The following is a 21,278-nucleotide window of genomic DNA, read 5'->3' on the forward strand; positions in this document are numbered from 1 at the left end:
CTATCCCTGGAGCATGAGTGAACTCCCCCTTCCAGCACGAACCCGGAGCTGCCACGGGCCCCGTGCCGCCGCCCGAGTGCCCGGCACACGGCCTCGTCGCCAGCACCGGTCCCGGCGGCCTGCGACGGCTCTTCGGCCCCGAGGCCGAGAATGACCCCGCGGCCCTGTACGACAAGCTGCGCGCCGAACACGGCACGGTGGCACCCGTACTGATGCACGGCGATGTCCCCGCCTGGCTGGTGCTCGGTCACAGCGAGAACCTGCACATGACCCGTACCCCCTCGCAGTTCTCCAGGGACTCACGGCGCTGGCGGGCCCTGCAGGACGGCAGCGTGGCACCGGACCACCCGCTCGCCCCGATCTTCACCTGGCAGCCGGTGTGCTCGTTCGCCGAGGGCGCCACCCACGAACGGCTGCGCGGCGCGGTCACCGACAGCATGGCGCGCATCGACACCCGCGGCGTGCGCCGCCACATCAACCGGTACAGCAACCGGCTCGTCAACGAGTTCTGCCAGGGCGGCCGCGCCGAGCTGGTCAGCCAGTTCGCCGAGCGGCTCCCGATGATGGTGATGTGCGCGATCGTCGGCATGCCGGAGGACTACAGCGAACGCCTGGTGGAGGCCGCCCGTGACCTGACACGGGGCACGGAGACCGCCATCGCGAGCAACGAGTTCCTGGTCGGTGCCCTGAACAGGCTGGTCGAGCGGCGGCGGGCGGTACCGGCCGACGACTTCGCCACCTGGCTCGTCGAGCACCCCGCCGGACTCACCGACAAGGAGGTGGTCGAGCACCTGCGCGTCGTGCTCTTCGTCGCGTACGAGACGACCACCAACCTCATCGCCAACGTCCTGCGCATGGTCCTCACCGACCCCAGGTTCCGCGCCAGGCTCAGCGGGGGCCACATGACGGTGCCGGAGGCGGTCGAGCAGACGCTCTGGGACGAACCTCCCTTCACCTCGGTCCTGGGCCGCTGGGCGGTGGGTGACACCGAGCTCGGCGGGCAGCAGATCAAGGCCGGGGACGCCCTGATCGTCGGCATCGCACCGGCCAACACGGACCCGGTGGTACGGCCCGACCTCAAGGCCAACATGGAGGGCAACCGCGCCCATCTGGCCTTCAGCAGCGGACCGCACGAGTGTCCCGGCCAGGACATCGGGCGCGCCATCGCCGACGTGGGTGTCGACGCCCTGCTGATGCGGCTTCCCGACCTGGAACTCAGCGTCGAGGAGAGTGAGCTGCGCTGGGTCGGGAACTTCGTCTCACGGCATCTGGTGGAGCTTCCCGCACGGTTCGCCCCGAGTCCGCAGCAGGAGGTCGAGGCCGATCCGCCGAACTCCACCCGCCGCCGGTCCGACAGCGACTGGGAGGTGTCCTCGCCCGCCGCGCCGAGGGACACCACGGCCGTCCCGACGGGCCACGCCCCGGCGGGAGTGCGGACCGCCGATCCGATCGCCGCACCCGAGGAGAGCGTCGTCGTCCCCGCGCAGCGCACCGGACCGGGCCGGATCTGGCGGGCCGTCGCCCGCTGGTGGAACGGCCACTGACGGCGGACGTGGGACGCGGTACCCCGGACCGCAGTGACCGGGGTACCGCGGCGGCGGGCACCCGGATCTTCGTGTCCCGGGTACCGCGGCGGCGGGCGCCCGCCCCGTACCATCGAGCAGCGTGAAGCTGACAATTCTTGGTGGTGGCGGATTCCGGGTCCCTCTCGTGTACGGGGCACTGCTCGGCGATCACGCCGAGGGCCGCATCTCGCGGGTGACCCTGTACGACACGGACGCGGACCGGCTCACCGCCGTCGCCAGGGTCCTCGCCGAACAGGCGCGGGGCGTCCATGACGCGCCTGCCGTCGTCGCCACCGACGACCTCGACGAGGCCCTGCGCGGAGCGGACTTCGTCTTCTCCGCGATCCGCGTCGGCGGCCTCGAAGGCCGCGCAGCCGACGAACGCGTCGCTCTCGACGAAGGCGTCCTGGGCCAGGAGACGGTCGGCGCGGGCGGCATCGCGTACGGGCTGCGCACCGTGCCCGTCGCGGTCGCACTCGCCCGGCGCATCGCCCGGCTCGCTCCGCACGCGTGGGTCATCAACTTCACCAACCCGGCAGGTCTGGTCACCGAGGCCATGTCCCGGCACCTCGGCGACAGGGTCATCGGGATCTGCGACTCCCCGGTGGGTCTCGGCCGCAGGATCGCCCGGGTCCTGGGCGCAGACCCGGACCGTGCCCGGGTCGACTACGTCGGGCTCAACCACCTCGGCTGGGTGCGCGGGCTCCACGTCGACGGCCGTGACGAACTCCCGCGCCTGCTCGCCGATCCCGCGCTGCTCGGCTCCTTCGAGGAGGGCAGGCTCTTCGGTCCGGACTGGCTGCGCTCCCTCGGCTCCGTCCCGAACGAGTACCTGCACTACTACTACTTCAACCGTGAAGCGGTGCGCGCCTACCAGGATGCCGAACAGACCCGGGGGGCCTTCCTCCGCGACCAGCAGGAGGGCTTCTACGCCCGGGTGAAGGATCCGGCCGTCCCGGCGCTGGCCACCTGGGACCGTACGCGTGCCGAACGTGAGGCCACGTACATGGCGGAGAACCGCGATGTGGCCGGGGCGGGCGAGCGCGAGGAGAGCGACCTGGACTCCGGCGGCTACGAGCAGGTGGCGCTCGCCCTGATGCGGGCCGTCGCCCGCAACGAACGCACCTCCCTGATCCTCGATGTCCGCAACCGGGGCACCCTCGCGGTGCTCGACGAGGACGCCGTCATCGAGGTGCCCTGCCTGGTCGACGCCAACGGAGCCCGTCCCGTGGCCGTCGAGCCGCTCCCGTACCACGCGGTCGGCCTGGTCACCGCGGTCAAGGCCGTGGAGCGCGCTGTGCTGGAAGCGGCGGAGACCGGCTCGCGGTCCGCGGCCGTGCGGGCCTTCGCCCTCCACCCCCTGGTGGACTCCGTCTCCGTGGCCCGCCGGCTCGTCGACGGGTACACGAAGGTCCACCCCGGGCTCGCCTACCTCAGCCGGCCGTGACCGGGGTCGGCCGCGCCCGGCGGCCCGCAGTTCGCGGCTGACCCGGAGGTGCGGCCGCGCCTCCAGCCAGGAGGCGCAGACGGCGGCCTCGGCGGTGCCGAGCGAGCTCAGCGCGCCCGGGAACGCCCGCAGCAGTGCCGCGTCGCGCGCCGCCGCTCTGCCCCTGCGACGCCCTCGGGAGGTGACCGGGGCGACCGGTCAGGGCGCGGGTACGGCCTTCGGCGGGCCCGACGGCGTCCAGGACGGCGTGACCCCGGTGACCTGGCACACCATGAGGAAAAGCGGAATGGGCGGCGTGTAGGGCGTACGGCTGTCCGGTGCATGGATCAGCCGTGGACGTCCGGCCGGGACGTATGCCCCGGTGGCGTACGAAGCCTGCTCCGGCCAGTCCAGATCGAGATCCGAGCCCGAAGGGACGATCCACCACCACTGGTCCGCATCGGCGAACACGCAACCGGCCCGCGGCAGATGGGACATCAACCGGAATCCGTAGCGGGCGGGCACGCCGACGGCGTCGCAGCCCAGGCTCGCGGACAGCGCGGGCGGCAGCGGCAGCCGGACGTGCCCCGGCACGGAGTCGTCCCGCGGACGGTCGCCGCGCGGGCCGAACAGCTGGGACAGGGCCCTCTTCAGCATGAGCGCTCCGTGCCGCACGGCAGCTCCGCCCACACGATGCGGCCCGAGCCGTTCCCCGCGTCGTGGGACCCCCACGCCGCGCTCATGGAGTCGACGAGCAGCAGTCCGCGCCCGTGTTCGTCGTCGGAGGTGAGGGACAGCCGCGGGCCCCCCGGCTGGTGCCCCTGGTCCTGCACGGACACGCGGAGCCGCCCGCCCGTACACCTGAGCTCGCAGAGGACCCGTGCACTGGCGGTGTGCACCACGGCGTTGGTGACCAGCTCGGAGACGATCAGAACGGCCGCGTCGTACGCGTCCCCGCCCAGCCGCCACTTCTCCAGCCGGGCCCTCGTCAGGCGGCGCGCACCGGCGACCGATTCGGGGTGCGCCGGCAGCGCGAAGCAGTAACGGAGCGCTTCCGTCCCGGGGCTGAGATCCATGAGCCGGGGGATGAGCGCACTGCCAGGTGCCACGACCGAATCCTCACAGTGGGGGCTGCGTCACGCTTCGCACCGTGCGGAAATGGGGTCGGGCGCGCTACGTGAACTCGTTCACTCAGCAACTCTCCCTCTGACATGAACACTTGGCAAGAGGCACTCTGAAATTTCCAGAGTGACAGTGTCCTTGAGGCCGTGTGCATGGCACACTGCTGGCAAACAGCGCATCGGGAGGTCTGAAGTGAGCGAACCGCGGTCCGCCCCGACCGTGGGCCAGGTCGTTCTCGGCAAGCGTCTGCAGGATCTGCGGGAGCGTGTCGGCCTGAGCCGCGATCAGGCCGCCAAGGTGCTCCGTGTCGCCCCCGGGACGATCCGCAGGATGGAGACCGCCGAGGTCGGGCTGAAGATCCCCTACGTCCAGCTTCTCCTGAAGGCCTACGGGATCGGCGACGACGAGGCCGAGGCCTTCGTCGACCTCACCGAGGAGGCCAACAAGCCCGGCTGGTGGCAGCGATTCCACGACGTGCTGCCCGACTGGTTCAGCATGTACGTCAGCCTGGAGGGCGCCGCCAGCCTCCTGCGCACCTACGAACCGCACTTCGTCCCCGGCCTCCTGCAGACCGAGGACTACGCACGCTCCGTCCTGCGCACCGGTGCAGTGGGCCAGACCAGGCCCGAGGACATCGAGCGCCATGTGGCACTGCGGATGGCACGGCAGTCGCTGCTCACCAAGGAGGACGCGCCGAAGCTGTGGGTGGTCATGGACGAGACCGTCCTGCGTCGCCCCGTCGGAAGCCCCGACGCCATGCGCGGCCAGGTCGACCGGCTGCTGGAGGCCACCGAACTGCCCCATGTGACGCTGCAGATCGCGGAGTTCGCGACCGGCCACCACCCGGGCACGTACGGCCCGTTCGTCCTCTTCCGCTTCGCCGTCCCCGAACTGCCCGACATGGTCTACAGCGAGTACCTGACCGGCGCCGTCTACTTCGACGCGCGCCCCGAGGTGGCCTCCTACCTCGAGGTCATGGACCGCATGGCGGCTCAGGCCGCAACTGCACAACGCACGAAGGAAATCCTCAGGGACTTCCGCAAGGAGCTGTGATGAACCACATATACAACGGCATGCCGGCCGCCGACCTCGGAACGGAAGGCTGGTACAAGCCGTGGAGCGGCGGTAACGGGGGCAACTGCATCGAGGCCATGAAGCTGGCCGACGGCAGAGTGGCCGTCCGCCAGTCCGCGGATCCCGACGGCCCCGCACTCATCTACTCCAACGGTGAGATCGCGGCATTCATCCAGGGCGCCAAGGCCGGTCAGGCGGACTTCCTCCTCACCTGACGCCCCACCACATAAGGTCGCCCCACACGCTGTTCGCCGAGTGACCGCCGACCAACGGAGCGCGCATGACCGGGCAAGAGAACCCCGCTGTCGAGATCGACACGAGCAAGCCGCATCCGGCTCGGATGTACGACTGGTTCCTCGGCGGCAAGGACAACTACCCGGTCGACGAGCAGATGGCCCGCCAACTGCTCACCCTGGACGCCCGGGGCCGCGACATGGCCCGGGTCAACCGGGCCTTCATGCACCGGGCCACCCGCTGGCTCGCCGAACACGGCGTGCGTCAGTTCCTCGACATCGGCACGGGCATACCCACCGAGCCGAACCTCCACCAGATCGCCCAGCAGGCCGCCCCGGACGCACGCGTCGTCTACTGCGACAACGACCCGATCGTCCTCGCCCACGCGGCGGCCCTGCTGCGCTCGACCCCCGAGGGGGCCACCGAGTACATCCAGGCCGACGCCCGCCGCCCCGACAGCATCCTGGAAGCGGCCGGCAAGGTCCTCGACTTCGACCGGCCCATCGCGCTGTCCCTCCTGGCCCTGCTGCACTTCATCGACGACGAGGACGGGGCCGCCGACCTCGTCGACCGGCTCCTGGACCGGCTCCCCTCCGGCAGCTACCTGGTCCTCTCGCACACCACCGGCGACTTCGACCCCGAGGGCGCGGCCCAGGCACGTGCCCTGTACAAGGCGCGCGGCATGACCCTGCGGCCCCGCTCGCGCGCCGAGCTCACCGCGTTCTTCCACGGGCTCGAGCTCGTGGACCCCGGTGTCTCGCTCTCCGCCGACTGGCGGCCGGAGCTCGGCGAGGTCATCGACGTCCCCGGCGACGAGCCGATCCCCGGTTACGCGGGAGTGGCCCGCAAGCCCTGACGGTCGCACCCCGGCCGTCGCGCCCGACCGCACAGCCCCGGTCGTCACGCTCGCGCCCGGGCCGGGCCGCGCACGATCGCCGGCCCGTCCCCGGGGCACGGCGCGCGGGCCGCGGGTCACAATGGACACATGTCACGACGTACCTCACGCCCGCGCCGGCCGGACGGCCCCGCCGCCGCCGGGGCGGGCCCCCGGCAGACCACCCCGGCCTCGCCGTGCCCGTGCGGCGGGCCGGCCGCCTACGGGGACTGCTGCGGCCGGTTCCACGCCGGCACCGCCGCCGCCCCGACGTGCGAGGCACTGATGCGCTCGCGGTACGCGGCCTTCGTCGTCCGGGACGCCGCGTACCTGCTGCGCACCTGGCACCCGGAGACCCGCCCCCCGTCTGTGGAATTCGATCCGGCCATGCGCTGGACGGGCCTGGACATCCTCGACACGACCGAGGGAAGCGCCTTCCACACCACCGGCACGGTCACCTTCCGCGCCCACTACACGGACGGCGGCCGCCCCGACGCGCTCCACGAGCAGAGCCGCTTCGTCCGCCACGAGGGCGCGTGGGTCTACTCGGCGGCGGTCTTCGTCGACTGAGGAGCGGTGTACGGGGCCGCCCGCCGGCCCCGGCCGCCGAGAGGACTCCCGTACGGCCCGCGCAGGACCGTCCTCCCGCCGCCGAGGACCCGGGGACCCGGGCCTCAGGCGGGGGATGCCGTCCGCTGTGCCGGCGCCAGTTCGTGCGCCAGGTCCTCCGCGAGCAGCCGCTTGGCGATGACATCCACCGCGGCGCGCAACTGCTGGTCGTCGGGCCGGGCACCGTCCTCGGCCAGCCGCTCGTTGAGCCACCGCCCCCAGGCGGCGGAGAGGGTGGCCGCTTCACGCCGGCCCGACGCCGTATGGGCGAAGAGGTGGCCGTCCCCGGTCAGATAGCCCTCCTCGATCATCCGGTCGAAGACCGGCACCAGCACCTCGGGCGGGATCCGGTGGCGGGCGGCGATCAGCCGGAGTCCCGCGTGGCCCACCATCCGGGTGAACAGGTCGACCTGCATCACGGCCCAGGCACCCGCCATGTCGAGCCGGGTGTCGGACTCCGCGACGATCCGCCTGGCCGTGTCGGGCCCGGCGGCGTGCAGGATCCTCGCCACCGAGAATTCGAGCAGCTTCGCGGAGTCCCCGGTGCCCGGCTGGGCGAAGCCCTCGCCCATGTCGGTCGAGTCCGCCCGCGCGGTGTCGCGCAGCTTCACCTGTTTCAGGAACAGCGCCACGACGAACCCGATCAGGGCGACCGGGACCGTCCACAGGAAGACCGTGTGGAGGGTGTCCGCGTAGGCCTGCGCCAGCGGAGCGGTCTGCTCGGCGGGAAGGGCGTGCACGGCCTGAGGGCTCTCCGCGGCCTTCGCCAGGACGGCGGGGTCGCCGCCCGCCCGCACGGCCTGTTCGATGCCCTCCGCCAGATTCGGCCGCAGGGCGTTCGCGTAGATCGTGCCGAACACCGCCGTACCGAACGAGCTGCCGAGGGTGCGGAAGAACGTCACGCCCGAGGTCGCCGTGCCCAGGTCCGAGTAGTCGACGGTGTTCTGGACGGCGATGGTCAGCACCTGCATCGACAGGCCGATGCCCACCCCCAGGACCAGCATGTACAGCGACTCCAGCCACACCCCGCTGCCCGGGCCCATCCGGGAGAGCAGGAAGAGACCGGCCGCCATGACCAGCGATCCCACGACGGGGAAGATCCGGTAGTGACCCGTCTTGCTGACCACGTTGCCGCTGAAGACCGAGGCGACGAGCAGCCCGACCACCAGGGGCAGGGTCCGCACCCCCGACAGGGTGGCCGAGTCCCCGTCCACGTACTGCAGATACGTGGGGAGGAAGATCATCGCGCCGAGCATCGCGAAGCCCACGATGAAGCTGAGGACGGAACACACCGTGAACACCGGGTTCCGGAACAGCCGCATGGGCAGCATCGGTTCCTTGGCCCGGGCCTCCACCACGCAGAACAGTGCCAGCGCGACGAGCCCGCCGGTGAACAGACCGATGATGACCGGGGAGCCCCAGGCGTATTCGTTGCCGCCCCAGCTCGTCGCCAGGATCAGCGCGCTGGCGCCGACCGCGACCAGTGCGATGCCCAGGTAGTCGATGACCGGCCGCCCGGCCGCCCGCACCGCCGGGATGTTGCGGGCGGCGGCGATGACCACCACGATCGCGATCGGCACATTGACGTAGAACGCCCAGCGCCACGTCAGGTGGTCGGTGAACAGACCCCCCAGCAGCGGTCCGACGACCGTCGCGATGCCGAAGACCGCGCCGATCGCGCCCTGGTACTTGCCGCGGTCGCGCAGCGGGATGACATCGGCGATGAGCGCCATCGACGTGACCATCAGACCACCCGCGCCGATGCCCTGCAGCCCCCGCCAGATGATCAGCAGCAGCATGTTCGACGCCAGGCCGCAGAGGAACGAGCCGGTGATGAAGATGACCGCCGAGATCTGGAAGATCAGCTTGCGGCCGAACAGGTCACCGAACTTGCCGACCAGGACGGTCGCGACGGTCTCCGCCAGCAGATATGCCGTGACCACCCACGACATGTGCTCGGCGCCGCCCAGCTCCGAGACGATCGTGGGCAGTGCCGTTCCCACGATCGTCTGGTCCAGGGCGGCCAGCAGGATCCCGAGCACGATCGTCGCGAAGACGATGTTCCTGCGGCGCGGGTCGAGGACGGGTGGCGCGGCGGCACTCTGCGCGGCGGGGGCGGTCTCGCTGGCAGTGGTCACGCTTGCACCTTCACACCGGCCCCCGCCCCACGCATGCGGGAAAGGCCGGACGGGTCAGGCCGTCAGCCGTCGCAGGGAGACCTTCATCCGGGCCACGAACGCCTCCCTGGCGTCCTCCGGGACACGGTCGAGCGAGAGGTAGGGATTGAGGTCCTCCAGCTCCACGAGCAGCAGCTCGCCCTCCGCGGTCCGGCAGGCGTCCACCCGCTGGATGCCGTGGGCGAGACTGTTCCACTCCACGAAGCGACGCGCGAACGCGAGGTCGGCGGCGTCCGGCAGGTACGGCTCCAGCACCCAGCGCCGCTCCGGATGCGGCGCGTACAGGGCGTACTGGAAGTCCTGGTCGATGAAGTAGAACGACACCTCGTAGCGGAAGTCGATCCTCGGCTGCACGAGCAGCGTGCCGTCGCCGCCCTCGGGGAGCACCGCGTCCCGGGTGAACCGGAGCCCCACCGAATCCGCGCCGAGCTTCGGCTTGACCACGTACTCGTCGGCCCGGGGGAGCAGTCCGAGGTCCGCCGCCCGGTCCGCGGTGGGGATCACCGGGAAGCCGGCCCGGCTCAGATCGACCAGGTACTGCTTGCCCGCCATGTCCCCGCGCCCGTCCAGCGCGTTGTAGACCGGGAGACCCAGCTGCCGGACCCGGGCCCGGAAGGCGTCGTAGGCCTCCTGGTAGTGCAGCACCGGACCGCTGTTGCGCATGACCACGGCGTCGAAGCCGTCCAGCAGCGCCGCGGCGTCGCGGGGGTGACAGAGCGCGACGTCGAACTCCTCCCGCAGCCGGGACGTGAGGAAGATGTCCTCGTCGCAGTACCGGCGGCCGCGCGCCTCGTAGCCGAGGTCGCTGACGAAGAGGAGCGACGGGCGTGGCCCGCCGGACGCGGTGTCCATGATGTTCTCCCTGGGGGGTGCGGGACCGGGCAGCCGGTCAATAGCCTTGCGGACGTTGCTCGTTCACGACCCCGGAGCATTCGGCTACGCGCCCCACAGGAGTCATACGTGTCACAAGCTGCGTCCCTGCCCGATATTCTCTCGCCCGCCTTCGCCGCCGACCCCTACGGGGCCTACCGGACGATGCGCGACCACGCCCCGCTGATCCGGCACGAGGCCACCGGCAGTTACCTCGTCTCGCGGTACGAGGACGTCGAGCGCGTCTTCAAGGACAAGGCCCGGGAGTTCACCACCGAGAACTACGACTGGCAGCTGGAGCCCGTGCACGGCAGGACGATCCTGCAGCTCAGCGGCAGGGAGCACGCCGTGCGCAGGGCCCTGGTGGCCCCCGCCTTCCGCGGTGCGGACCTCCAGGACAAGATCCTGCCCGTCATCGAGCGGAACGCCCGCGAGCTCATCGACGCCTTCCGGCACACCGGTGAAGCCGACCTCGTCGAGGCGTTCGCGACCCGCTTCCCCGTCCTGGTCATCGCCGACATGCTCGGCCTGGACCGCGCGGACCACGCCCGTTTCCGCGACTGGTACACCACCGTCGTCGCCTTCCTCGGAAACCTGGCGGGCGACCCCGCCGTGACGGCGGCAGGTGAACGGACCCGCCGGGAATTCGCCAAGTACATGATTCCGGTCATCCAGCGGCGCAGGGCGGACCCCGGCGACGACCTGCTCTCCGCGCTCTGCACCGCCGAGGTCGACGGCGTGCGGATGAGCGACGAGGACATCAAGGCGTTCTGCAGCCTGCTCCTGGCGGCCGGCGGGGAGACCACCGACAAGGCCATCGCGTCCGTCTTCGCCAATCTGCTGGCCCACCCCGAGCAGCTCGCCGCCGTACGCGAGGACCGGTCCCTGATCGACCGGGCCTTCGCCGAGACCCTGCGCTACACGCCGCCGGTCCACATGATCATGCGGCAGACGGTGGACGAGGTGGAGCTGACGGGTGGCACCGTTCCCGCCGGTGCCACCGTCACGTGTCTCATCGGTTCGGCCAACCGCGACGCGGCCCGCTACCGCGAGCCGGACCGCTTCGACCTCTTCCGCACGGATCTGACCAGCACCAACGCGTTCTCCGCGGCGGCCGACCACCTGGCGTTCGCCCTCGGCCGGCACTTCTGCGTGGGCGCCCTGCTGGCCAGGGCCGAGGTCGAGACCGGTGTGAACCAACTTCTCGACGCGATGCCGGACCTGCGACTGGCCGACGGCTTCGCCCCCGTCGAACAGGGAGTCTTCACCCGTGGTCCGGCCTCGCTCCGGGTCCGGTTCACCCCGGCCGCGGCCTGAGACGCGGCGGCTCGGCCGATGTGCGCACCGACCCCTTCGGCGGACCCGGACCCGCGTGCGCCGCCGTGCGGCGGCAGGGGGCGTGCGCGGTGTGCTCAGCGGATGTGACGCCCGGAGATGGCCCGCGCGATGACGAGGCGCTGGATCTCGCTGGTTCCCTCGAAGATCGTGTAGATCTTGGCGTCGCGGTACATGCGCTCCACCGGGTGTTCCCTGCTGTACCCGGCGCCGCCGAGGATCTGGACGGCCTTCTCCGTGGCCGACACGGCGAGTTCGCCCGCGCGCAGCTTGGACATGGAGCCCTGGCCCGCGTCGAAGGTCCGGTCGTTGCGGGCCATCCACGCGGCCTGCCAGATCAGCAGGCGCACGGACTCGATCTCGGTACGGATGTCGGCGAGCGCGAACGCGATCGACTGGTTCTCGATGATGGGCCGGCCGAAGGCCTCCCGCTGTACGGCGTACTCCAGCGCGTACTCGTACGCGGCCCGCGCGATCCCCAGCGCCTGCGCTCCCACGGTGGGGCGGCTGACCTCGAAGGTCGCCATCGCGGCCTGGCCCTGGGCGCTGCCGCCCTCGCGGGCCCGTGCGAGCCGGGCGTCCAGCTTCTCCTTCCCGCCGAGAAGGCAGTGCCCCGGCACGCGCACGTCGTCGAGGAAGACGTCCGCGGTGTGCGAGGCGCGCAGGCCGAGCTTCTTGACGGTCCGGCCCGCCTCGAGGCCCTCGGTGCCCGGCGGGACGATGAACGCGGCCTGGCCCCGGGCGCCGAGGGCCGGGTCCACCGAGGCGACGACCACATGGATCTCGGCGATCCCGCCGTTGGTGATCCACGCCTTCTGCCCGGAGAGCACCCACTCGTCCTTGGCCCCGTCGTAACGGGCCCTCGTCGCCATCGCGGAGACATCCGATCCGGCCTGCGGCTCGGAGACGCAGAAGGCCGCCACCTTCGGGTCGTCCGCGTCGCCGAAGCACTGCGGCACCCACTCGGCGAGCTGGTCGGGCGTGCCGGAGGCGAAGATTCCCGCGACGGCGAGCGACGTGCCGAAGAGCGCCATGCCGATGCCGGCGTCGCCCCAGAACAGCTCCTCGTTGGCGATCTGGAGGGAGAGCCCGCTGGGGTCCCCGTACATGTCGGCGAGCGACTCGAATCCGTACAGGCCGATCCGGGCCGCCTCCTGGATGACGGGCCACGGGGTCTCTTCCCGCGCGTCCCATTCGGCCGCCGCGGGGCGCACCACCTGGGCGGCGAAGCCGTGCACCCAGTTGCGCAGGTCCTGCTGCTCCTCGGTGAGGGCGAGGGAGAAGTAGCTCATGGGCTCAGGCCTTCGGGATGTCGAAGTAGCGGGTGAGCCCGGAGGCGAGGCCGACGTCGCCGACGATCCTCAGCTTGCGCATCATGAACATCGTCACCGGGTTGCCGTTGCCGGACACCAGCTTGAGGAAGTCCGCGTCGCCCATCATCAGCGTCGTACGGGGCTCCGCGTCGGAGCGGCCCGCACGCACGGTGCACGTGCCGGCGGCTATCGAGGTCTCGTAGACCTCGTCGCTCTCGCCGGTGATCTTCCAACGGATCAGCGCCCGGAGCTGTCCGGCCGCCTCGGGGCGGAACTGCTCCCGCATGCGTCCGAAGACCTCGCTGAGCACACGGGTGCGTATCTCGCCGTGCATGAACTCGGTGAGCTGCTTGGCGGACAGGCCCTTGACGATCCGTGCGAACTCCGCGGGGGAGACGGCGGCGAAGTCGAGCCCGGCCAGATCGTCGGTGGCGTTGCCGCCGCTGTTGTCGGCCACGGAAATCCTTACTCCAGAGTAAACTTACTTCTGGGTAAGGTAAGACCGCCGCCGCCTCTCCGCAAGTGTCACCACGCCCCGCCCGGGCGCACCGCGAGCAGGGGGTGGTGGGCGGAGAGCGTCTTGTTGGCCCTGGCCAGCTCGGACAGCGCCTGCTCGCGGTCGGCCTGGTCCTCGACCCCGAGCCTCGGCCCGCGGAACCTGCGGACCTCTCGGGCCGCGCAGTGGGCGTCGAACTCCGCGGCCAGGACGTGCGGCGGGATGCAGGACCCGATCAGCGCGGCGATCCGGTCCGGGATCGGCACGGGGACGAGGAGGTGCGAGGCGGTCATGGGGGTTCCCTCTCGGGTGGTCGGCCAGGAGGTGGTACCGCGGGACGGCCGGTGGGCCACCTGCTCCTCCATGTGTACGGGACGCAGTTCCTGGTTTCTCGTTGAGAACGTCTCCGTGTCGCAACCGTTTGGGACTGACCGTCTATTTCGCGTTACTCAGTAGTAAGTTGACTCTTTGCCATAATTTGTGATGCGGCGTCAGCCAGCAGGTTCCTCGCTGCGGGCACGTAACTGCAGGGCCCGCAGCACGGCTTCGGTGGAGAACCGGCTCTCGGGGTCGACCAACTGCTCGCCGAAGATGGACTCCAGGCTGCGCATCCGGTAGCGGACCGTCTGGGGGTGCACGTCCAGCAGCTCGCCCATCTGGGCCGCGGTGCCTCGGGTGTCGAGCCAGATCCGGAGGGTCTCGATCAACCGCTCGCGCCGGTTGGCGCTGATGTGGGCGACCGGAGCCAGCTCACGCTCGGCGAGCTGGTCGAGGAGGGCGGGGTCCGAGAGGAGCCACAGGGTGATGAGGTGGTCCTCGCACAGGACGGCCGGCGCGTCGTCGATGACGCCGGAGTCGATCAGCTCGACGACCCTTCGCGCCCACCGGAGCGAGTCGGACGCGTCCGCGGTCGGTACGGTCAGCCCGATCGCGGCGCGGGTACCGGTCAGGACGCGGTCGAGCATGCCCCGTCGGGCATCGTCCAGAGGGCCGGGGACGAGCAGGTGCGGCTGCGGATCGCCGAGGTCGACCAGGACGTCGCGGGGCAGGTCGGCGGGGTCGACGCCGACCGGAGTGCGGACGGCGACGAGCGTGACCTGCTCCGGCAGGACCCAGCCGGTCTGCTCGCAGAGTTCCGCGATGGCGGTACGGGGTGTCGGGCGTCCGGCGAGGACCAGGTGCAGGAGCCGGCGGCGCATCGCTTCGCCCTGCTGGTCCGACTGGGTCTGCACCTCCAGATACCCCTCGCGGGACAGCGACTCCAACTCGTCGACGTAGGCGAACAGCGCGTCGGCGAAGCTGAGCATCAGTGTCGGCGAGAAGTTGTAGCTCCGGCCGACCTTCTTCGCCCTCCGCAACGCGATGCGCGCGCCCAGCCGGTAGGCCCCCTGGAGGGCGTCCATGCTGCGGCCCTCGTAGGCCTCGAACCGTCCGAACCTCCGGCACATGTCGTCCCGCAACACCGTGGGGGACGACGGTTCGGCGACCAGGTCGACGAACGAGGACAGGCTCTGTTCGACGCCGATCCGGATCGACTGGCCGTTGGGCCCGTTCAGCAGACGCGCGTATTCGGGATACGCGCGGGTGACCTCCATGCCGATCTCTTTGATCAGGCTCGGCAGTTCGGGCCGCATGATGGCGGCGAATTCCTGAGGGAGAGGCCCCAGGGGGTCGCCGGTGTCCAGCGGCTGTATGAGTCTTGGCATGACTGTCCCCTTGCTCTCCGGTGCCCGGCGCGGGTGAGGCATTTTTGGGGGAAGCGCTCTCACGGACCGACGGGTGTATACCGACGTCGGCGACGAAGATAGACCAAGTCGGGGGGGATGCACATCACTTGGACACACCGGAAGTGCAAGGGCCACGCATCCGCGCCGCGTTATGGGCCTTCGGTGCAGGTGGGGCGGGAGTGCTCACTTCCGGACAACATTTTCGGACGCGCGTGGTCCGCGGAACGGGGAAGTGACCCAGCGTGGCGCCGGATTCCCCGGTGCGCACCGCTCCCTCCGGAGCTCCCTCCAGGCGCCCGGCATTCCCGGGGGAGCGCCCCGCCGGGTGCCCGTGCGGGGACGGGGGGCGGGTGAGGCCTGAACTCTCCGCGTGTTATTGCGCACCAAGTGACAAGTGGGCCGGGCGAATTAGTGACCCACGGACGAGTAAAAAAACTTACGGGACCAATCTTGACCGGCGGGATTGTGCTCCAAGTTTCCCGCAAGTAACGTCACGCCCTGTCACAGAACGTGTGTGGCTGAAAGAGCAGCACGGCCCCCACGCAACACGATTCATCGCTGCACCTCCCTGCACCTTTGCAGGATTTCTGGTGCTGTCCCCGCAACAGTGCACCCGCATTGTCGAATCGGAGGAACTAACTGTGCGCAACTCCCTCAGAAAGCTCGCTGTGGCCGCCGGTGCCGCCACCGCCGCCGTCGCCCTCGCGGCACCCGCCGCCACCGCGGGCGTCGCCGCACCGCAGTGGGTCGTCGGACCCAACTCGCCCGAGACGTTCAGCGCCAGCGCGACGGGCGTCGTGCTGAACCTCAACGGCATTCCCATGACGTGTTCGTCGTCCGCGGCACAGGGCAGCCTGGCCTCCGCGGCCGGCAGCACGAACGTCACGGTCGGCACCATCGCGCCGCTGACCTTCAGCGGGTGCACCAGCCCGTTCGGAGCCGTCTCGCCGGTCACCGACACCACGCCCGCCTGGCAGCTGAAGGCGAACACCCAGGTGGCGGGCTCGGGCGTCACCAACGGCGCGATCACCGGTGTCGACGCCACGCTGACCGTGCTCACCTGCACGTTCCGCGTGACGGGCTCCGTCGTCGCCACCTACACCAACTCCACCGGGAAGCTGGCGGTCAGCAACAACGCCACCTACAAGCTGACGGTCGTGAGTGTCAGCCCCGGTTGCGCCGGTATCGCCGCGATCGGCAACAACCCGACGTTCACCGCCTCGTACGGGGCCGTCACGCCGATCGGCGGCACGGTCAAGCCGAGCATCACGTACGTCCCCTGACCGGGGCACGCACCGAAGTCGGCTGAAGAGGGATCGCACGGCGGCACGCCCGTCGTGCGATCCACCGTCCCGGTTCCGGCCGGTCCGTCCGAAGGGGAACACCTGAATGAAGCGCATCCAGGGCGCGGGAGTCCGGCGCCGTACCGCGCGGGGCGCCGCCGTGGCCGCCGCCGTCCTGATGGGGGGCATGATCCCCAGTGCGCAGGCGGCCCCCGGTGTGCTGGAGATCGACGCCGACCTCTCGTACACCTGTGACCTCCCGTCCGGAGAGCAGCCGGTGAAGGCGGGGGTGCGAGCACGGGTCGCGGAAGCGGTCCGGGCCGGACAGGCGGTACAGCCCGAGGACGTGGTGACGGAGGTGACCCTGCCCGAGGGCGTGGTCGCGGAGCTGACAGCGGCAGGGGCCGCGACCGTGAGTGCCGAGACGCGGCTCACGGTGGACCTTGCGCAGAACGGCGGGCACGCGGAAGCCGAGTGGGTCGGTGCCGGCGCGGAGTCCGCGCCCGTTCCCGAGACGGGCGGCCTGACGCTGAACACCTCCGGGGGTGTTCCGTACGTGAAGCCCGGGGCACCCGGTGACCTCTCGTTCGCAGCAGCCGGCCTGTCCGTGGTCCTGACGCCCAGGACCGCCGAGGGTGCCCCGGCCGAACCGCGGAGCCTCGCGCTGGAATGCGTCCTGGACGCGGACCAGGAGGCGTCCCTGGCGACGGTGGGGGTAGCGGCCGACGAGGAGGACGGGACCGGATCGGAGCCGTCACCGAGCGCGAGCCTGCCCGGGGGGACGGCGGAATGGGGGGACACCGGCAGGCCCGAAGTGGGGAAGAGGGCCGAGGAGCCGGCGGCGGCCGACGCGCCGCCCTGTGTGGGGGACCCGGACGACCCCTTCAACATGGTCGCCTACGTGACCGGCTACGCGAACGTGACCAAACTCGACGGCGCGACCAGATTCCCGGTGGCGTGCGGGCAGATCACGCAGGGCGAGACACGACCGGACTTCTCCGATCCGGGCTACATGCACATGTACCAGGACTCGACCGTGGTGCTGGACTACCAGGGCAAGCCCCAGCTGCCACCCGCCGAGGGGACGTTCCTCACCTTCGGATTCATGCCGACGACGGCCACTCTGGAAATGACACAGATCCCCCCGGGAACCCGGGACGACGGCAGCCTGACGCCGAACGTCAAATCCGATCTGGCCATCAAGATGTCCGACTTCTCGAGCCGCAACACCACGGTGATCACCCTGGACCTCATGCTCCGGCTGCATGACGTCGAGGTCAACGGCGTCCCCCTGGACGTGGGGGACGACTGCCGCACGAGCAAGCCCTTCACGCTCACCCTGAACGGCCTCGGGACGTACGGGGCCGACGGCGTCCTCGACGGCTACACCCTGGGTCAGGGCGGCCCGGTCACGGGTTCGGTGACGCTTCCGCCCTTCAGCGGGTGCGGCGTCGACGAGGACCTCGACAACCTCTTCACCGCCTCACTGTCCGGATCGCCCGGCTACGTCAAGCAGGTGCAGGGGGCCCCCTGCGCCGCCGCCCAGGGCGACCGGGCCGTCTGCACGCCCGAGAACCAGCCGGTGGACGTGCCGAAGGCAGCTCGCTGAGGCCTCGCCACCGGCGGGAACAACACGCACCGAGCACGACAACTCTTCTGAGCCGTAATCGAATTGAGGGAACGATGAGACCTGTCTCGAAGACCTGGATCAAGGGCGCCGGTGCCGTCGCCGCTTCCGCCGCGCTGGTCATGCCCCTGACTGCGACGCCGGCCGGTGCCGCCACGGCCGCCGCTACCCAGCTCAACGGTGCCTGGGCCCCGTTCGACCGCTGTCCGGTGGACAACCCCGCCATGCTCGCGACGGACGGGGACACCGACATCGCTCTGTGCGTGACCTCGACATCGCCCAACGGCACGATCAAACTGGGCAACACCACGGCCACGACCGGTTCCACGAACATGCAGTTCGGTGTCATCCAGCACCCGGCCCAGGGGACCTACACGGTCGTCCCCCCGGCGGCCGGATCCCTTGTCAGCGGCAAGACGACGATCCCGGGCGGGCTGCTGGGCATCATGTGCCCCAGCAACATCCCGGTCGTCTCCGCGGTCTGCGGGCAGATCACCGACGCGACCCTGAACAAGGTCACCGCCACGGTGGAGTCGGCCGGTGCGCCGACCGAATTCAGCCTGGTCGCGGGGATCTCCTCCGGGCCCATCGTCAAGCTGCCCGTCAGGATCCGCCTGGAGAACCCGCTTCTCGGCTCCAACTGCTACATCGGCAGCAACAGCAACCCGGTGCTCCTCCGGCCGGGGAACCTCAACGCTCCGACCATGGGCGTCTCCCTGTTCGACGGGGACGGCACCGCGAACCCGGACGGGGGCTCGATGATCCAGATCGGGCTGTCGGGGGCCGCTCAGGGTGACAACCAGTTCTCCGTGCCCAAGGCCAGTGGCTGCGGGCTGGGCGGGTTGCTCAGCTGGGCGATCGACCTCAAGGTCGGCCTGCCCGCCGCGGCCGGCTCGAACAATCTGGTCCTGAACGACACCAAGACCTACACGGCCGGTCTCACGGCACCCGGCATGTCGGTGCCCGACGCCGGCAAGGAGCTCGCCCGGAACTGGCACTCCGCGGTGAAGTAACCGACAGGGCGCGGCCGGCACCGCACCCCGCTCCTTGTCACTTCGTGCGTGCCGCCGATTTCCCGCCCATGAGCCCGCTCCGACCGGACGACATGCTGGTCGGAGCGGGCTTCGTCGTGCCCTGAAGGCGTTCCGTGACACGTCGGCCCCGTCCTCGAAGCCTCACTTTTCGATAGGTTTCGACAGCCGATTACTCATCGGGCCACAAGAAATCAGCGCCTGCGCATTACCTGTCAGAAAATTCGTGAACCGCTATTGCGAAGTAAGGTTACTGACCCGTAGCGTCCCGGATGAGCAGGTCGGAAACGCGTCCGCACCTGCTCGTTCGACGCTCGTGGATTCCCGGTCGCGCCCCCCTTGGCCGGGTCTCCGCCGGGAGCGGCTGCGGACCCGGGTCCTCCATCCGGAGCCGAGCCCCCTCCCGGTGCCGGGGTCCCGCGGCGCGGGACCGGCCCCGGCCCGCACACCGGAGATCTTGCGCAGATTTCGACAAACCCGCCGTACGGGGTTGTCACTCGGTGACAAGTGATCCACACCGGGCACCCTGCCCGTCGATTTCCGCTGTTCAACGGCTTGTCCTGGCGGTTTCGGCGGACCTAACGTGCGCCTCCTGGTGCATGCGTGACGAGTCGCCATTGGATATCTCTGAGCCGGAGCGCTGACAGATGACGTCGTTCACCACCCCTTCGAAGGAGGGCCGATGGGAATCGAAGTAGTCGTCGAGGGCCTGACGAAGTCCTTCGGCAAGCAGAACATCTGGCAGGACGTCAGCCTCACGCTGCCGGCCGGTGAGGTGAGCGTGATGCTCGGTCCCTCCGGTACGGGAAAGACGGTCTTCCTCAAATCCATCATCGGACTTCTGAAGCCGGAACAGGGACGCGTCCTCATCAATGGCGTCGACATGGTCAACAGCCCCGAGCGGGAGATCATGGAGACCCGGAAGCTCTTCGGTCTCATGTTCCAGGACGGCGCGCTCTTCGGCTCGATGTCGCTCTTCGACAACATCGCTTTTCCCTTGCGTGAACACACCCGCAAGAAGGAATCGGAAATCCGCCGCATCGTCATGGAGCGCATCGACATCGTCGGGCTCCTCGGAGCCGAGGAGAAACTGCCCGGCGAGATATCCGGCGGAATGCGCAAGCGTGCCGGCCTGGCCCGTGCCCTCGTGCTGGACCCGCAGATCATCCTCTGCGACGAGCCGGACTCCGGACTCGACCCGGTCCGCACCGCGTACCTCTCGCAGCTCCTCATCGACCTCAACGCGCAGATCGACGCGACGATGCTCATCGTCACCCACAACCTCGACATCGCGGCCACCGTCCCCGACAACATGGGCATGCTGTTCTGCCGCAACCTCGTCACCTTCGGGCCCCGCGAGGTACTGCTCACCAGCGACATGCCCGTCGTCTCCCAGTTCCTGGCCGGGCGCCGCGAAGGCCCCATCGGGATGTCCGAGGAGAAGGACGCGGCCACCCTCGCGGCCGAGCAGCTGAACGGGACCGGCCCCGGCGCCGGGCCGCGCAGCGTCGTCCCGCAGCTGGAGCCCTCGCCCGGGATGCCCGTGCGGCAGGGCGCGCTGCGCCGACGGGAGCGGGTCATGGCGATGATGGGCCAGCTGCCGCAGGCCGCCCGTACGGCCATCCTGAACAGCTACACACCGGCCCCGGGCGGTGGGCGCCCGTGACGGCCCCGCTGCCGGTCCGGCCGGCCGGCGAACCGGCGGACCGCGTCCCCGCGGACGCCACGCCGCGGCAGAAGTCCCCGTCACGGCTGCTCGCCCCGCTGCGCGAGACCGGGAAGCTGTTCGCGCTCGCCGCCGCGGTGACCCGGGCGATCTTCCGGCGGCCCTTCCAGGTACGGGAGTTCATCGAGCAGTTCTGGTTCGTCGCCAGCGTCACCATCCTGCCCGCGGCCCTCGTCTCCATCCCGTTCGGCGCGGTCATCGCCCTCCAGGTCGGCTCGCTCACCGAGCAGCTCGGCGCCCAGTCCTTCACCGGCGGCGCCAGTGTCCTCGCCGTCATCCAGCAGGCCAGCCCGCTCATCGTGGCGCTGCTGATCTCCGGGGCGGCGGGCTCGGCCATCTGCGCCGACCTCGGCTCCCGGAAGATCCGCGAGGAGCTCGACGCGATGGAGGTCATGGGCGTCTCGCCCATCCAGCGCCTCGTCGTCCCCCGGGTCCTCGCCACCATGCTCGTCGCCGTCCTGCTCAACGGACTGGTCTCCGTCGTCGGCACGCTCGGCGGCTACTTCTTCAACGTGATCATGCAGGGCGGCACACCGGGCGCCTACCTCGCGAGCTTCTCCGCGCTGGCCCAGCTGCCCGACCTCTACATCGGCGAGTTCAAGGCCCTCGTCTTCGGCTTCATCGCGGGCATCGTCGCGGCCTACCGCGGACTGAACCCGCGCGGCGGACCCAAGGGCGTCGGCGACGCGGTCAACCAGTCCGTCGTCATCACCTTCATGCTCCTGTTCTTCGTGAACATGGTCCTCACGGCGATCTACCTCCAGATCGTCCCCGCGAAGGGGAGCTGAC

The 21,278-nt window shown here is 70.3% G+C and carries 20 protein-coding genes; 12 read left to right on the top strand and 8 right to left on the bottom strand.

The window, feature by feature from the left end; translation table 11 throughout:
- The first annotated feature begins 17 nt into the window (after positions 1-17).
- Both OG927_RS28680 and OG927_RS28685 read left to right on the top strand, forming a co-directional pair.
- Positions 18-1,544, top strand: a complete 1,527-nt coding sequence (locus OG927_RS28680) for a cytochrome P450 (RefSeq protein ID WP_330321023.1) — start codon at positions 18-20, stop codon at positions 1,542-1,544.
- 121 nt (positions 1,545-1,665) lie between these two features.
- Positions 1,666-3,012, top strand: a complete 1,347-nt coding sequence (locus OG927_RS28685; protein ID WP_124280522.1) for a 6-phospho-beta-glucosidase — start codon at positions 1,666-1,668, stop codon at positions 3,010-3,012.
- A gap of 198 nt (positions 3,013-3,210) precedes the next feature.
- Here OG927_RS28685 and OG927_RS28690 read toward each other — a convergent pair whose 3' ends face one another.
- The gene (locus OG927_RS28690; RefSeq protein WP_056792387.1) at positions 3,211-3,648 is read right to left on the bottom strand and encodes a hypothetical protein; all 438 of its coding nucleotides are present in this window, start codon (positions 3,646-3,648) and stop codon (positions 3,211-3,213) included.
- The gene (locus OG927_RS28695; protein ID WP_056792388.1) at positions 3,642-4,100 is read right to left on the bottom strand and encodes an ATP-binding protein; all 459 of its coding nucleotides are present in this window, start codon (positions 4,098-4,100) and stop codon (positions 3,642-3,644) included. The genes OG927_RS28690 and OG927_RS28695 overlap by 7 nt, the downstream gene beginning before the upstream one ends.
- Before the next feature lie 205 nt (positions 4,101-4,305).
- Between OG927_RS28695 and OG927_RS28700 the strand changes: the two genes are divergently transcribed.
- The 4 genes from OG927_RS28700 (at position 4,306) to OG927_RS28715 (ending at position 6,865) form a co-directional block, all read left to right on the top strand.
- Positions 4,306-5,166 carry a helix-turn-helix domain-containing protein gene (locus OG927_RS28700; protein ID WP_056792389.1) on the top strand — a complete coding sequence of 287 codons (861 nt, stop codon included), beginning with the start codon at positions 4,306-4,308 and terminating at the stop codon, positions 5,164-5,166.
- Positions 5,166-5,402: a DUF397 domain-containing protein gene (locus OG927_RS28705; RefSeq protein ID WP_014049581.1), complete on the top strand. Its 237-nt coding sequence runs from the start codon at positions 5,166-5,168 to the stop codon at positions 5,400-5,402. Before OG927_RS28700 ends, OG927_RS28705 begins: the two co-directional genes overlap by 1 nt.
- Before the next feature lie 65 nt (positions 5,403-5,467).
- Positions 5,468-6,277, top strand: coding sequence for an SAM-dependent methyltransferase (locus OG927_RS28710; RefSeq protein WP_056792390.1), 810 nt, complete (start codon positions 5,468-5,470; stop codon positions 6,275-6,277).
- 129 nt (positions 6,278-6,406) lie between these two features.
- On the top strand, positions 6,407-6,865 hold the full coding sequence (locus OG927_RS28715; protein ID WP_056792391.1) for a YchJ family protein: 459 nt from the start codon (positions 6,407-6,409) through the stop codon (positions 6,863-6,865).
- A 104-nt stretch (positions 6,866-6,969) separates the two neighbouring features.
- Here OG927_RS28715 and OG927_RS28720 read toward each other — a convergent pair whose 3' ends face one another.
- On the bottom strand, positions 6,970-9,042 hold the full coding sequence (locus OG927_RS28720) for an MDR family MFS transporter (protein WP_330321024.1): 2,073 nt from the start codon (positions 9,040-9,042) through the stop codon (positions 6,970-6,972).
- Between the two features lie 54 nt (positions 9,043-9,096).
- A complete protein-coding gene (locus OG927_RS28725) occupies positions 9,097-9,933 on the bottom strand; it encodes an ATP-grasp domain-containing protein (RefSeq protein WP_056792393.1) in 837 nt (278 codons plus the stop codon).
- A gap of 108 nt (positions 9,934-10,041) precedes the next feature.
- On the opposite strand from OG927_RS28725, the gene OG927_RS28730 reads away from it, so the two are divergent.
- Positions 10,042-11,268, top strand: coding sequence for a cytochrome P450 (locus OG927_RS28730; protein WP_330321025.1), 1,227 nt, complete (start codon positions 10,042-10,044; stop codon positions 11,266-11,268).
- A 95-nt stretch (positions 11,269-11,363) separates the two neighbouring features.
- On the opposite strand, the gene OG927_RS28735 is transcribed toward OG927_RS28730, so the two are convergent.
- The 4 genes from OG927_RS28735 to OG927_RS28750 form a co-directional block, all read right to left on the bottom strand.
- Positions 11,364-12,578, bottom strand: coding sequence for an acyl-CoA dehydrogenase family protein (locus OG927_RS28735; protein WP_056792395.1), 1,215 nt, complete (start codon positions 12,576-12,578; stop codon positions 11,364-11,366).
- A gap of 4 nt (positions 12,579-12,582) precedes the next feature.
- Complete coding sequence (locus OG927_RS28740; RefSeq protein WP_124280518.1) at positions 12,583-13,056, bottom strand: SCP2 sterol-binding domain-containing protein; 474 nt, start codon at positions 13,054-13,056, stop codon at positions 12,583-12,585.
- Positions 13,057-13,124: 68 nt separating this feature from the next.
- Positions 13,125-13,388: a hypothetical protein gene (locus tag OG927_RS28745; RefSeq protein ID WP_056792526.1), complete on the bottom strand. Its 264-nt coding sequence runs from the start codon at positions 13,386-13,388 to the stop codon at positions 13,125-13,127.
- Between the two features lie 198 nt (positions 13,389-13,586).
- Positions 13,587-14,801 carry a PucR family transcriptional regulator gene (locus OG927_RS28750; protein WP_330321026.1) on the bottom strand — a complete coding sequence of 405 codons (1,215 nt, stop codon included), beginning with the start codon at positions 14,799-14,801 and terminating at the stop codon, positions 13,587-13,589.
- A gap of 662 nt (positions 14,802-15,463) precedes the next feature.
- On the opposite strand from OG927_RS28750, the gene OG927_RS28755 reads away from it, so the two are divergent.
- The 5 genes from OG927_RS28755 to OG927_RS28775 all read left to right on the top strand — a co-directional run bounded on the left by OG927_RS28755 (position 15,464) and on the right by OG927_RS28775 (position 21,277).
- The gene (locus OG927_RS28755) at positions 15,464-16,105 is read left to right on the top strand and encodes a hypothetical protein (RefSeq protein WP_056792398.1); all 642 of its coding nucleotides are present in this window, start codon (positions 15,464-15,466) and stop codon (positions 16,103-16,105) included.
- A 106-nt stretch (positions 16,106-16,211) separates the two neighbouring features.
- Positions 16,212-17,714: a DUF6801 domain-containing protein gene (locus OG927_RS28760; RefSeq protein WP_056792399.1), complete on the top strand. Its 1,503-nt coding sequence runs from the start codon at positions 16,212-16,214 to the stop codon at positions 17,712-17,714.
- Positions 17,715-17,788: 74 nt separating this feature from the next.
- Positions 17,789-18,745, top strand: coding sequence for a hypothetical protein (locus OG927_RS28765; RefSeq protein ID WP_056792400.1), 957 nt, complete (start codon positions 17,789-17,791; stop codon positions 18,743-18,745).
- Between the two features lie 700 nt (positions 18,746-19,445).
- Positions 19,446-20,429, top strand: a complete 984-nt coding sequence (locus OG927_RS28770; RefSeq protein WP_124280517.1) for an ABC transporter ATP-binding protein — start codon at positions 19,446-19,448, stop codon at positions 20,427-20,429.
- A complete protein-coding gene (locus OG927_RS28775) occupies positions 20,426-21,277 on the top strand; it encodes an MlaE family ABC transporter permease (protein WP_056792402.1) in 852 nt (283 codons plus the stop codon). The genes OG927_RS28770 and OG927_RS28775 overlap by 4 nt, the downstream gene beginning before the upstream one ends.
- Position 21,278 lies beyond the last annotated feature (1 nt).

This window comes from Streptomyces clavifer (genome assembly GCF_036345975.1).
GTDB classification, from domain to species: Bacteria; Actinomycetota; Actinomycetes; order Streptomycetales; family Streptomycetaceae; genus Streptomyces; species Streptomyces clavifer.